The 12918-nt window shown below is 42.0% G+C and carries 12 protein-coding genes; 5 read left to right on the top strand and 7 right to left on the bottom strand.

Annotated elements, in window-relative coordinates; genetic code table 11:
• Positions 1-61: 61 nt before the first annotated feature.
• From J4E76_RS16870 to dnaN, 3 genes are all read right to left on the bottom strand, one after another.
• On the bottom strand, positions 62-475 hold the full coding sequence (locus tag J4E76_RS16870) for an Rrf2 family transcriptional regulator (RefSeq protein ID WP_208505959.1): 414 nt from the start codon (positions 473-475) through the stop codon (positions 62-64).
• A 62-nt stretch (positions 476-537) separates the two neighbouring features.
• Entirely contained in the window at positions 538-1392 is an 855-nt protein-coding gene (locus J4E76_RS21225) for a LytTR family DNA-binding domain-containing protein (protein WP_208505960.1), read from the bottom strand.
• A gap of 423 nt (positions 1393-1815) precedes the next feature.
• Entirely contained in the window at positions 1816-2937 is a 1122-nt protein-coding gene (gene dnaN / locus J4E76_RS16880; RefSeq protein ID WP_069843953.1) for a DNA polymerase III subunit beta, read from the bottom strand.
• Between the two features lie 266 nt (positions 2938-3203).
• Here dnaN and J4E76_RS16885 point away from each other — a divergent pair, with 266 nt between their 5' ends.
• The 4 genes from J4E76_RS16885 to J4E76_RS16900 are packed head-to-tail and all read left to right on the top strand — an operon-like array spanning position 3204 to position 7070.
• Positions 3204-5348: a nitrite/sulfite reductase gene (locus tag J4E76_RS16885; RefSeq protein WP_208505961.1), complete on the top strand. Its 2145-nt coding sequence runs from the start codon at positions 3204-3206 to the stop codon at positions 5346-5348.
• Between the two features lies 1 nt (position 5349).
• Positions 5350-6111: a uroporphyrinogen-III C-methyltransferase gene (gene cobA, locus J4E76_RS16890; protein WP_208505962.1), complete on the top strand. Its 762-nt coding sequence runs from the start codon at positions 5350-5352 to the stop codon at positions 6109-6111.
• A gap of 4 nt (positions 6112-6115) precedes the next feature.
• On the top strand, positions 6116-6742 hold the full coding sequence (locus J4E76_RS16895) for a bifunctional precorrin-2 dehydrogenase/sirohydrochlorin ferrochelatase (RefSeq protein ID WP_208505963.1): 627 nt from the start codon (positions 6116-6118) through the stop codon (positions 6740-6742).
• A gap of 10 nt (positions 6743-6752) precedes the next feature.
• Positions 6753-7070: a rhodanese-like domain-containing protein gene (locus J4E76_RS16900; protein ID WP_208505964.1), complete on the top strand. Its 318-nt coding sequence runs from the start codon at positions 6753-6755 to the stop codon at positions 7068-7070.
• Here the strand turns inward: J4E76_RS16900 and gldG are convergent.
• From gldG to J4E76_RS16920, 4 genes are all read right to left on the bottom strand, one after another.
• On the bottom strand, positions 7067-9484 hold the full coding sequence (gldG, locus tag J4E76_RS16905; protein WP_208505965.1) for a gliding motility-associated ABC transporter substrate-binding protein GldG: 2418 nt from the start codon (positions 9482-9484) through the stop codon (positions 7067-7069). The genes J4E76_RS16900 and gldG overlap by 4 nt on opposite strands.
• Entirely contained in the window at positions 9468-10382 is a 915-nt protein-coding gene (gene gldA / locus J4E76_RS16910) for a gliding motility-associated ABC transporter ATP-binding subunit GldA (protein ID WP_208505966.1), read from the bottom strand. Before gldA ends, gldG begins: the two co-directional genes overlap by 17 nt.
• A 23-nt stretch (positions 10383-10405) precedes the next feature.
• Positions 10406-11107 carry an SDR family oxidoreductase gene (locus tag J4E76_RS16915; protein WP_208506053.1) on the bottom strand — a complete coding sequence of 234 codons (702 nt, stop codon included), beginning with the start codon at positions 11105-11107 and terminating at the stop codon, positions 10406-10408.
• 189 nt (positions 11108-11296) lie between these two features.
• The gene (locus tag J4E76_RS16920) at positions 11297-12115 is read right to left on the bottom strand and encodes a purine-nucleoside phosphorylase (protein ID WP_208505967.1); all 819 of its coding nucleotides are present in this window, start codon (positions 12113-12115) and stop codon (positions 11297-11299) included.
• Between the two features lie 172 nt (positions 12116-12287).
• Here J4E76_RS16920 and J4E76_RS16925 point away from each other — a divergent pair, with 172 nt between their 5' ends.
• Positions 12288-12812 (top strand): NADPH-dependent FMN reductase, encoded by a 525-nt coding sequence (locus tag J4E76_RS16925; protein WP_208505968.1) that lies wholly within the window; start codon positions 12288-12290, stop codon positions 12810-12812.
• Positions 12813-12918: the final 106 nt, after the last annotated feature.

The following is a 12918-nucleotide window of genomic DNA, read 5'->3' on the forward strand; positions in this document are numbered from 1 at the left end:
CTTACATTTGCAAATCTATGTATTCCCTACCTATTTTGTAGACTAATAACGCAAAAAAAATCTAACGGTTCCTCAAAATGTCTTTTAGGGTCTTATTTTCTAAAACCTTCAGGGTATTATCTCGGACGTCAGCCATCACTCGGTTCAAACCGCAAATCTCTTCCTGACAGTTTTCACACTTCTCGTAATAGTTAAGACTAACACAAGGCAATAGGGCAATCGGGCCGTCCAGAACACGAATCACTTTTGCCAGAGGTATCTCATCGGCAGATTTAATCAAGTAGTAGCCACCACCCTTTCCTTTCTTGCTACCAAGCACTCCCGACTTCTTAAGCTCTAACAGAATATTCTCCAAAAATTTAAGAGAAATCTGCCTCTCTTGGGATATTTCAGAAATCAAAATAGGGCCCTTGCTATGATTTTCCGCAAGGTAGGTCAAGGCATGAAAAGCGTATTGGGTCTTTTTAGATAACATGTTTAATGGACTGCTGGTGAAGTTAGAAAAATTTTGTCAAGCAGTTCTTATTTCTCCGCATTTCATACGTCTTCAGCATAGGCCATCCTGGCCTCATTAACCTCTTTCGCGTATGATCGAGATACTGGAATTGGATCTTCCATATGAAAAAGCTTCACCTTGTACCCTTGGGTATTTCCATCCAAGTGTATCACCTTATCTACGTTAATAATATACTTTCTGTGGCACCTTATTATCTCAGGAAATTCACTCAAGGCGGCTTCTAAATTGGATATTCTATTTCTCAAAAGAACCTTCTCCAGTCGTCCATTTCGTTCATAGAATATTTCTGAGTAGTTGCCTGCCGAAGAAATAAGCAATATGCTACTCCGCGGTATTGTGAGCTTATCCTTTTTATTCTCCGAAATGAAATTAGCCGCCCCTTCTCTAGACTGGCCTACTTTGACGGATACTTCCAGCATCTGAGATTTTAAGGATTGACTCTGCTTGTATAGAATCACTCCTATGGCCGGCATTAAGCCAATGGCAATAGTGTATGCCGCTACGACTAAATATGAAATCAAGTCCATCTGTGGTGCTTCGTAGAACATCAAAGCATATACCCAGTTAACAAAAGCAATGCATAGGAGCATCCAGATAACCCAAACCAGCTCCTTGCCCACTGTCCATCCATCATTTTGTAAGAGCTTAGGGAAGACTTTAGGTAACAGGACCATATTAAATAGAGAAGTCATGAGGGTGATTGCACCGAAACCAATAGAGATCAGTCCTGGTTGATCAATCGAAGAGTTGTCAATACCGAAGGGTTGGAAAACATAGCAGAAGACACCGATGAAGAGGGAGATCACAAATACAAGCCAAAGCGCCTGTCTAGTGGAAGAATAAAACGGATATGGTTTCCTTAAAAAATTAAGCACTCGTCCCGAAAGCTTGGATGGTAATTCTAGTCTAAAATTTACGAAAACATATTTGGATTTAAACCGGGGTAAAGCACCTCAGCCTTTAGTAACACTGAAGTCAAGGGTGGCAACGCAATGAAACCAAAGCATCACCCAACCCTTGAGGATTACCTTTCTGATTTTCACCTATTGCCTTCTTTCGTTAAAGAATGAGCAAATAGGTCAATACCCCGACTGACTACAAGAGGTACAACTGACACAAACTGACTGAATTCAGAAGGTTCCTTGTTACTGACCTAAGTCGACCCTAAGAAAATGGAATTGGTAGCCATAGCTACTCAAAAATCATATAGAGTGACGAATGACTATCTATTTGGTACGAATGAGGGCATAAAAAAGGAGCCGAAGCTCCTTTTAATTTTATCAATATTGATGCTATGCTTAGTAGTTGTTCAACATTACTGGCATCACCAACATAAGGATATCTTCGCTCTCGTCTTTCTCACCTGGTACGATAAGTCCTGCTCTGTTCGGAGCAGACATCTGAAGCGTGATAGACTTCGAATGCAAGTTGCCTAACATTTCGACCAAGAACTTAGCATTGAATCCAATTTCTAGATCTTCTCCCTCGTGCTCGCAAGCCAAAGTCTCCTTCGCCTCATTCGAGAAGTCTAAGTCTTCTGCAGAAATAGTCAGCTCGCTTCCAGTAATTTTTAATCGAATCTGGTGAGTCGTCTTGTTAGCATAAATAGAAATCCTTTTCAGTGACCCTAAAAATTCGTTTCTATCGATCGTCATTTCGATCGGGTTCTCGCTAGGAATCACGTTTTCATAATCTGGGAATCGCTCATCGATCAAGCGGCAGATCATTTTAATATTATTGAAATTGAAATACGCGTTTGACGCATTGTATTCCAAAATCACATTTGAGTTCTCTGAAGGCAAAGTTGACTTCAAGAGGTTTAATGCTTTACGAGGTATGATGATCGACATGCCTGAATCAGTCGCTACATCAACTCTTCTATATCTCACCAACCTGTGACCATCCGTGGCTACAAAAGTGGTATTCGTATCGTCAAGCTTCACGAAAACTCCTGTCATCGCAGGTCTCAACTCATCATTACTCGTAGCAAAAATCGAATTGTTGATTGCGCTGCTCAAAACGTCCGTAGACATATCCACAGAATAAGCATCAGTCACATCTGGCACTTTAGGGAAATCGGTAGCGTTTTCTCCAGCCAATTTATAACGACCGTTGTCCGAATTAATCTCAACACTATAGGTATCACCATCTATGCTGAAAGTCACTGGCTGCTCTGGCAAATTCTTCAAAGTATCCATCAAGATTCTCGCAGGAACTGCAATGCTACCATTCTCCTTTGCCTCCACATCAATTTCCGTGATCATTGATGTCTGTAGATCAGAAGCAGTAATGGTCAAAAGACCATCGTTAATTTCGAATAAAAAGTTTTCTAAAATTGGTACCACAGGGTTTGTGGTAATTACTCCATTAATGTTAGAAAGTCGCTTGAGAAGCTCGGCTGAAGAAACAATAAACTTCATAAATGGTCGATTTTTGAGATGGTTTTATTAAGCGGATAAAATTAACAATAAAATCTATACATAGAACTTTATCGTCCCTTTTTGACGCGGTATTATAGCGTTTCGGCAATGGCGACTGTCCTACCCTTCCACCATTCTCAAACCACTTTTCAGATAAACATTGAACCATTTGAATATTATTACCCTACTAATTTGGTAGATTTTATATCCTTTTCATTTACTTTGCGTTCAATCCATCGCATTGAGCGGGCTAAAAGAACATAAAAATGTCAATAAACGTATCGAACAAGGTCAGTGAGGCTGCCAAAAAAGACATCCTAGAACTCCAGCACAGAATTGACAAATTCAATAATGGAGAAATTGAAGAAGACAAGTTCAAACTATTCCGCCTGACCCGTGGAGTCTATGGGCAGCGTCAACCTGGAGTTCAAATGATTAGGATCAAGTTGCCTTATGGCAAGGTTACTTCTCAACAGTTGATCAAGATTGCAGACAGTTCCGACAAGTACGCCACAGGAAACCTCCACCTTACGACTAGGCAAGACATTCAATTGCATTATGTGAAGTTGGCAGACTCCCCTGCATTGTGGTCCGAACTTGAGGAAGAGGGTGTTACCCTCAGAGAGGCTTGTGGCAATACTGTTCGGAACGTCACTGCTTCACCAGACGCGGGAATCAACCCTAATGAACCTTTTGATATTAGTCCTTATGCGCATGCCTTAACACATTACTTCCTGAGAAACCCAATTTGTCAGGACATGGGTCGGAAGGTTAAAATCGCATTCGCTTCCGATGAGAGAGATACGGCCATGACCTATTTTCATGATGCCGGTTTCATACCAAAACTGAAACACCAGGGTAATGAAGTGATCAGGGGCTTTAAAGTAGTAATTGGTGGTGGCCTTGGTGCACAAGCTATCCCTGCTCAAACCGCTTACGAATTTCTCGAAGCTGATCAAATTATTCCTTTTACAGAGGCACTTATTCGAGTATTTGATCGCTATGGCGAGCGTGCTAATAGAAGTAAAGCCAGAATGAAGTTCTTGCTCAAGAAAATGGGCTTTGAGGAATTCATCGCCTTAGTAGAAGCAGAGCGAGCATCTCTGACCAATCAGCTTTTCAAAGTAGAAGATGATCTGGTTTCATCTACTGCTCCTGAAGAAAGGTCTCTGCCAAAATTCGAAATTGAAGACTGGACCTCTTTTGAGGACTGGAAACGTACCAACGTATTTGAACAGAAGCAAGAAGGATTCTTTGGTATTTGGATAAGGGTTCCTTTGGGCGACATACATTCAAGTACTGCCAGAGCATTAGCTGAATTGGTTGAAGACTATGCGGCTGATGACATCAGAGTCACAGCTAATCAGGGACTTCTACTTAGACATGTTCGGCCGGAATACCTGCCTTACATTTACACAGCACTATCCGACTTAGAACTTAATAAACCTGGCTTCGATTCGACCCATGATATTACTGCCTGCCCAGGTAGCGATACCTGTAACCTAGCGGTCACCAATAGCACGGCCTTAACAACCAAGCTTGAAGAGATGCTGAAAACTGACTTCAAGCATCTGATTGATGAATCACATATTAAGGTCAAAATTAGTGGCTGCATGAACGCCTGCGGGCAGCACATGGCGGCAAACATTGGTTTCCATGGTAGTTCAATAAAAAATGGCGCACTTGTTATTCCTGCCATGCAGGTGGTGATTGGAGGTGGTTTATCTCCCAAAGGACAGGGCTTTATTGCTGAAAAAGTAATCAAGGTTCCTACCAAGAGAATTCCGACTGCTCTGGCCACAATCCTGAGAGAATATGAAAGCAAATCTGAAGAAGGAGAATACTTCAATGACTTCTATCAACGGTTAGGAAAAATGCACTTTTACCACTTATTGAAGCCCCTTGCCGATATTCCTTCGTTGGCAAACGAAGACTACATGGACTGGGGCAAAACGGAAGACTTTGTGCCAGAAATCGGGGTCGGTGAATGTGCTAGCGTAATGCTCGATGTAATTGGAACTATTATCGAAGAATCTCAGGAACGACTCGACTGGGCAAATGAAGGCCTTTCACAAGATGCCTATGCAGATGCCATTTACAACAGCTATAGCAGTATGGTTATTGGTGCCAAAGCACTACTACTCAGCGAAGATGTTAAGTGCAATACACAAATAGGGATTCTCGAAAGCTTTGAGGAAAAATTCGGAGATCATCAGTTCTTCAGTTTAGATGATGGTTTCAAAGCATTTGTGCTGAGAATGAAACTGCAACAACCGAGTATCGAATTCGCACAAAGCTATTTTAAGGATGCCTCGGCTTTCTTAGAGCGTGTAAGAGTCTTCAGAGGCATTCAGCTCAAGGCAGCTGGAAATAATGAAAAACTGATCATCACTGACTTTTATAAAGCTTAAGATGAAAACCCTACCAAAACTAACCCTTGTCGGTGCAGGACCGGGCGACCCGGATTTAATCAGTGTGAAAGGTATCAAAGCCATAGCAGACGCAGATGTGATCCTCTATGACGACTTGGCTACGAAGGAACTATTGACCTACGCTAAGGCGAAAACTGAAAAGATTTATGTCGGAAAACGTGTCGGAAAGCATAGCCATACGCAGGAGACTATCAATCAACTCATCGTACACTTTGCCCAAGAAAAAGGTCATGTTGTTCGCTTAAAAGGCGGTGACCCATTTATTTTCGGTAGAGGTTATGAGGAAATTGAGTACGTAAACAGCCATAATATTGAGACTGCCATTGTCCCGGGTATTAGTAGTGCCCATGCTGTACCTGCCTTGCAAGGGATACCTCTGACAAGCCGAGGAGTAAGCCAAAGCTATTGGGTAGTCACCGCTACTTCAAAAGATGGCTCTTTGACAAATGACATCAGTCTTGCAGCACAATCGACAGCCACGGTCGTCATTTTAATGGGCACACGAAAACTCAGGGAAATCTGTGATACCTTCTCTGCCCATGGGCAACAAGAGTCACCTGTTGCTATTATTCAAAACGGCACCATGCCTGATGAGAAAATCATTATAGGAACAGTAAGTTCAATTTATGGTCAGGCTCAAGCAGAAAAAATTTCTTCTCCTGCTGTGATCATCATTGGTGAAACAGTAAGTCTATCACATGCCAACTGGAGAAAGGAATTAAACCTCAACCAATACTGCTGATAACATGGCAAACGAGCTATACCCAATCTTTTTAAAGGTGCATCAATTCGATATGCTCATTGTGGGAGGTGGTGAAGTGGGGTTTGAAAAGTTGACATTCCTCTTGAGGAGTAGTCCAAATGCTCGCGTTACTCTCATCGGGAAAGAAATCAAGGACGAGATAAAGTCACTCGCCAAAGATTATAATTATGTCAGCCTTTTTGAACGAGCATTTTTCAATGAGGACCTCACTGGTATGCAAATGGTAATACTAGCTACTGAAGACCATGAAACGAATCTAGAAATCAGAAATGAAGCCAAGGCAAGGGATATTCTGGTGAATGTAGCCGATACACCAGCACTCTGTGATTTCTATCTCGGAAGCATTGTCACCAAAGGTGATCTCAAGATTGCCATATCAACCAATGGCAAATCTCCGACCATTGCCAAACGGTTGAAAGAAACCTTGAGCGATGTCCTACCCAACGAGATTGATAGTCTATTGCAGAACATGAAGGATATTCGCGATCGGCTTAAAGGGAACTTTGGCTTTAAGGTGAAAAAACTGAACCACATCACCCAATCCTTAGTTTCTCAAAGACAAAATGATAACCCTTGTCCTGAAGGTTGCCCTTTAGCACAAAAGGACTAATATTGACAACATGAAAGAAGTTACCGTTAAAGAACTTGAAGCTTTAAAATCATCTGGCACCGATTTTCAATTGATTGATGTGAGAGAGCCCAACGAATTCGAGATTGCCGAAATCGGTGGTGAATTAATTCCTATGAATTCAGTCCCTCAAAATGTGGACAAGTTCTCCAAAGATGAGCAGGTGGTGGTTCACTGTAGAAGTGGCAAACGTAGTGGCGATGTGATCAGCTGGCTAGAAGCAAATCACGGCTTCGAAAATCTCTATAACTTAAAAGGTGGCATTCTTGCTTGGGCAGATGAAATTGATCCAAGCGTACAGAAATACTAGTTGCCAAAATTGCTGTATTTCCTCTTTCTCAGTAAGCCTCTCATGAGACCAAACAGAACGATTACCAAAATCGGTCCAACGAGGTTCAACACTTGCCAATAAGTCTTTTCAGCTCGGACTTTTACTTTGTTCAATGGGCGAATTAGCACCTCTTTGGCACGGGCAGTAATCAAACCATTTTCATTGGTGAGGTAAGTCAAAGCATTAAAAAGAAATTCCTTATTGGCATAACGGACCTTCTCCCCTTCTTCTCGAAAAGGATTAAAACCCAACTCCATTGGTGAGCCGTTTCTCAGATCTATTTCATTTCTGATTAGATCTCCATCGGAAACAACAATGATTTTACCGCCTTCGCTCGTTCCCTTAAATTCGGGCTTTTCACTGGCTGACAACACCCTATTCTTATACAGTGAGGTGAAATTACCTTCTAACAAATAGGCTATGGCTTCTTTACCATGGTTAAACAGGGCGGGATCAGGCTGATTGGCGTAATCATTGAAAGAAACTGGAGCGGGGGCTGCCAACACCCTCGTAAATTCCGAAGTATACATCAAAGGAGTCTTCTTCACTCCTTCGGCCTTAACGGTATCTATTGTACCAAAAGTTCGGGCATATACGGCATCAAGATTCTTTGTAATCGGATGATTCGTAAAGTCATTCACCGATGCATAGAATGGCCAAGGGAAATTTATGATATTCTCATCATCATCGACCACCACCGGATATCTACCAAAATTCTGAATGTCTTGAACATAATTCTTATTCAACCGAACGCCATAGCGAAAAAGCATATCATCTAAGCCAGTTTCAATTGGTAATCCAACGGTACCTGCCCCCCCTGCCAAAGCCATATCCGCATTCAAAGCATCTACCAGAAAGATGGCATTACCCCCATGCATAATGTATTGATCGAGCTTAAACTTATCATCTCTAGAGTACGCTGTTAGTGGTTTTGAGACGATCAGAGCATCGAAACCTTCTACTTTTTCTTGCGCTGCCAAATCCACATATTCAAGATCGAAGTACTGGATCATTTCGGCATTAAACCCTGCTATATTTACAGAATCTAGTTCTTGATGACCTCTTACCAGGCCTATTTTCTTTCGATCCACTTTTGCCAATCTTTGAATTCCTATGGCCAAGTTGAATTCTAGATTCTCTATGGACTCGTTGATCGCCTCATCAGGTGTAAGTCCAATTTTCTGACCATCCGAGATTAAAATCGCTCCTGCCTGGCCATTATAGCTTATGATCACATAAGGGAAAATGAATCGCCTCACCTGATTACCATTTTCATTGAAAATCGCCTGAGTTGGTGATAGTCTTAACCGGGTAGTCAGGTAGTCAAAATTCTCTTGCCGACCTTGATCATTTTCGGCATCATTAAAATCCGTGAAAAAGTAGTTCAGTTCACTGCCCGACCTATTCTCGAATTCCTTTAATGTCTGAACCAATGATTTTTGAAGTCTCAGGTATTGCGGAGGAAGGTCTCCAGCCAGAAGTATTTCTATGGATAAAGGTTGATCAAGTTTACACAGTAAATCGCCTGTAGCAGGTTTTAAAGTAAAACGTTTATCAGCTGTCAAGTCAATTCGCAAATAGGCGTTAGCCGCAGCGATATTGAAAACAAGAATAGTAACCAACCCCATCGCAAAGCCTCTTAATATCCGGTTTCTAATAGGTTTAAAAGAGAAGAGTCGCGTTGCCATCTTCAGGTGTGTCAACAAAAGTACAATGGCCGCTACACTTACGAAATAAGCCACATTACGCGTATCAATCAGCCCACGACTCATGGCCTCAAAGTGGTAGCTTAGACTCAGTTCCTCAATTAAGGTCGAAACTCGCCCGGAGAATAATCCCGCCAGTGACTCTACCCCTGCGAACATAAAAAAACAGAAGAATACTGCGATGATAAAGGCAATAATTTGGTTTTCGCTCAACGATGAGGCCAGTATTCCGATGGCCGCAAAAACTCCTCCCAGTAGGATGAGCCCAAGGTAGGAACCGGCAATACCGGGTACGTCTAGATTGCCAACAGGATTGCCCAATTCCGAAATCGAATAGCAGTAAATCAGCGTTGGTAGTATTGAAAAGACTACCAACGTGAATGCTGCTAGGAACTTTCCCATGATAATCTGGAAATCCGTCAAAGGTCTGGTCAGCAACAGTTCAATGGTGCCTGTCTTATTTTCCTCCGCCAACATGCGCATGGTAATGGCAGGAATCAGAAACATAAAGACGAATGGCCCCATGGTAAACAGGGTTTCCATATCGGCATAACCATATGTTAAAACACTGGTCTCCGGAAAGACCCATGTAAGCAGGCCTATCCCTGTTAAAAAAACTCCTATGACCACATAAGCGATCAAGGAATTCAGAAACTGTCTGATCTCCTTTTTATAAATCGCCCACATCGGATGTTTGGGTTAAGTTTCTAAAAACCTGTTCAAGGTCTTTTTTTTGCTGCTGCATACTTAGTATCACCCAGTCGTTCTTTTTAGCCAAATCAAAAATCTTTGGTCTTAAGTCATCTTTGGAAGTATGCGTGATCTCGTAGATATTTTCTCCAACGGATTGTACGGATCCAAAGGCTTCGAACTCCATAGCATCAACCGGTGCCTGCAACTCGACTCTCAAAACTTGTTGACTTTCCGTGAGGTTTTCAACTGTGTCATTGGCAACGATATTGCCCTTATCGATAATGATCACCCGGTTGCACAGCGCCTTTACTTCTTGCATAATATGCGTTGAAAGTATTACTGTTTTATCTCGACTAATCTCCTTGATAAGGTTTCGTATTTCAACCAATTGATTTGGATCCAAGCCTGTCGTTGGTTCATCCAAGATCAGCACACTAGGATCGTGTATCAGCGCCTGTGCCAAACCAACTCGCTGGCGATAACCTTTACTGAGTGTCCCAATTTTCTTGTTTTGCTCGACAGTCAATCCACAAAGGGCGACCATTTCACTAATTCTTTGCTTGAGTGCCTGACCCTTTAATCCGTGTAAATCTCCAATAAAAGCGAGGTACTCATGGACATACATATCCAAGTAAAGTGGGTTTTGCTCCGGCAGATAACCTATTTGCTTACGGGCATTTATCGGTTCTTTTGTGACATCTAGGCCAGCCACTTCAACAATACCGCTAGATGGTGGGATAAATCCAGTGGCAATCTTCATGGTGGTGGATTTACCAGCGCCATTCGGGCCCAGAAAGCCCAGAATATCGCCAGGACTCACTTCAAAGGAGATATCATTCACCGCCTTTTGACTTCCGTAAACCTTAGTGAGTTGGTTGACTTTAATGGACATTGAAAAATTAACGTATTGCCGACTTATTTATTGGGCCTGCCCTTAGGCATTAGTGGCCTCACCTCTACATCTACCACATGGTAATTAGGATGTGTTTCAAGGCTTTGCAATATAGTCAAAGCAATGTCTTCTGGACGCATCATATTCTCGTTTGCATTCGCAAATTCAATGCTGTCAAAGAAGTTTGTATTTGTAGAGCCAGGATAAATGGTTGATACCTTGATACCATGTTGTCTCAACTCCTTGAAAATTGACTGACCAATACCTCTTACGGCATGCTTTGTACCAACGTAACCCGACATAGTTTCAACACCGTTAGTACCTGCGATTGAAGCAATATTGATGATATGACCTTCTTGGCCCTCGATCATATCTGGCACAACCATTTTCGTACAATAGAAAAGTCCGTGCACGTTGACATCAAACATCTCCTTCCACTCTTCAACAGGCATTTCATGAATTAGACCCTGATAGCCAAAACCAGCATTATTGATCAATACTGATGCCTTGCCTAACTTCTCTTTTGTCAAACGGAAAGAACCCTGGACATTCTCCCAATCGGCAACATCGGTTCCAAAGAAGTGATAGTTTTCGTGATCAATTTGAGGGTTGGTTCTCCCCCAACCTGCCACAACCATACCCGCATCTAGCAACACTTTTACCGTTTCAAATCCGATCCCCTTACTGACGCCTGTAACTATGGCGAGCTTTCCTTTTAGTTCCATACTCAAAGAAAACATTTAGAAAAGAAATGAGTTCGTCATCTAAAGTAAATTATCAGATTTTTTTCCTTCAGTTACAAAATATGACTTCTCCACCCCCCCGCCCCCGCCTGCGGGGGAAACCATTACTGTCCTCCCTTGAGGGAGGTGCCTTTAGGCGGAGGGTGATCACCACTATTGGACATAAATAATTTATTGCTGAGCAATAAGTTCTTTAATAATAATTGTCATCCCCTTTTCAGCCTTAAAAGCGGCCTGGAGGATTTTGCTTATCTCTGCTTTCTCAAGATTATCCGGATCACAGAGATCAGTAATAGCCGAAATCGCAAATACTGGAAGGTCCATATGCCTTGCTACAATCACTTCGGGAATAGTAGACATACCCACGGCATCACCACCAATTCGGCCAATAAAGCGATATTCGGCTCTTGTTTCCAAGTTTGGTCCGCTAACCCCTGCATAAACTCCCTCATGACAGGAAATACCATTCGCTTGAGCAATGGCCAATGCCTCATCGATCATCTTACGCTCGTATGGCTCACTCATATCTGGAAAACGTCCTCCAAAATCATCTAGATTAGCACCGGTTAAGGGATTTTCTTTGGTCAAATCGATATGATCTTCAATGATCATCAGGTCGGCTACTCTGTAGTTCAGATTAACTCCTCCTGCCGCATTAGAAACAAATAGCTTTTGGATACCCAGCTTTTTCATCACTCTCACTGGAAAGGTCACCGCCCTCATGTCATAACCTTCATAATAATGAAAGCGGCCTTGCATAGCTATCACTTTCCTACCAGACAACTTTCCGAAAATGAGCTTTCCGCTATGACTCTCCACGGTTGATACTGGAAAGTTGGGTATATCTGCATACTCCAATTCTTTTTCGATTTCAATATCATTCACCAAGGCTCCTAGTCCGGTGCCCAAGATGATTCCAAACTCAGGTTCATAGTTGAATTGTGAGTTGATAAAGTCGACTGTTTGATAAACTCTTTCCGTGTAAGTCATAGTAAGCTTGTCAATAAATACCCCTTCAGGCAGGCCAATTTTGGCTTGTAAAGATGCAAAGTTTTTAAATCTTCTGAACCTTTCACAATCCAATTTGCTTTATATGTCGTGACATTTATCGATCAGTTGAAAATTCGATAAATGCACCTAATTTCGCAGTCAAATTAAAGTCATGATTACTATTGTCGTAGGAACAAATCGCAAAAATTCTATTAGCAGAATAATTGCTGATTACTATCGGACTATTCTTGAGTCAAAAGGTGCTGAAAGTCAAATTGTGGATCTTGTAGACCTACCTGAAGACTTCATCAGTAGCGCACTTTATGAGAATAATGGTAAGAATGAAGCTTTTAATAAGATTAGAGAACGGGTTCAGTCCGCGGATAAATTGGTTTTCATTGTGCCCGAATACAATGGTTCTTTCCCCGGAGTACTAAAGACGTTTATCGATGGCCTAAAATACCCTGAAGGAGTTAAGGACAAAAAGGCTGCCTTAATAGGCATTTCTTCTGGAGTTCAAGGTGGTGTTTTCGCCATGTCTCACCTGACTGATATCTTCAATTATCTAGGCATGCATGTGCTTGCCCTTAAGCCGAAACTAGCAGCTATTGAACAGAATTTGTCTGAAGGCAAAATCACCAATGACTTCTACAACCAACTCTTGGAAAGTCAGGCTGAAAAATTGCTTGAGTTTTAATCTAAGCAAATCTAAAATCCGATTGATTTCTCGTAAGTAAGCCAATAGACAAAAGGGCTTCCTAGGTCTACTATAGCCTTTAGGTATTTCAATTCCAGCATCCATC

Source organism: Roseivirga sp. E12 (assembly GCF_017592825.1).
Lineage (GTDB): Bacteria > Bacteroidota > Bacteroidia > Cytophagales > Cyclobacteriaceae > Roseivirga.

Excerpts from the sequence above, each read along its gene's own strand:
- J4E76_RS16885 (WP_208505961.1), top strand. The coding sequence starts at position 3,204 with ATGTCAATAAACGTATCGAACAAGGTCAGTGAGGCTGCCAAAAAAGAC.
- cobA (WP_208505962.1), top strand. The coding sequence starts at position 5,350 with ATGAAAACCCTACCAAAACTAACCCTTGTCGGTGCAGGACCGGGCGAC.
- J4E76_RS16915 (WP_208506053.1), bottom strand. The coding sequence starts at position 11,107 with ATGGAACTAAAAGGAAAGCTCGCCATAGTTACAGGCGTCAGTAAGGGG.
- J4E76_RS16895 (WP_208505963.1), top strand. The coding sequence starts at position 6,116 with ATGGCAAACGAGCTATACCCAATCTTTTTAAAGGTGCATCAATTCGAT.
- gldG (WP_208505965.1), bottom strand. The coding sequence starts at position 9,484 with ATGTGGGCGATTTATAAAAAGGAGATCAGACAGTTTCTGAATTCCTTG.
- J4E76_RS16925 (WP_208505968.1), top strand. The coding sequence starts at position 12,288 with ATGATTACTATTGTCGTAGGAACAAATCGCAAAAATTCTATTAGCAGA.
- J4E76_RS16900 (WP_208505964.1), top strand. The coding sequence starts at position 6,753 with ATGAAAGAAGTTACCGTTAAAGAACTTGAAGCTTTAAAATCATCTGGC.
- gldA (WP_208505966.1), bottom strand. The coding sequence starts at position 10,382 with ATGTCCATTAAAGTCAACCAACTCACTAAGGTTTACGGAAGTCAAAAG.
- J4E76_RS16920 (WP_208505967.1), bottom strand. The coding sequence starts at position 12,115 with ATGACTTACACGGAAAGAGTTTATCAAACAGTCGACTTTATCAACTCA.
- J4E76_RS16870 (WP_208505959.1), bottom strand. The coding sequence starts at position 475 with ATGTTATCTAAAAAGACCCAATACGCTTTTCATGCCTTGACCTACCTT.
- dnaN (WP_069843953.1), bottom strand. The coding sequence starts at position 2,937 with ATGAAGTTTATTGTTTCTTCAGCCGAGCTTCTCAAGCGACTTTCTAAC.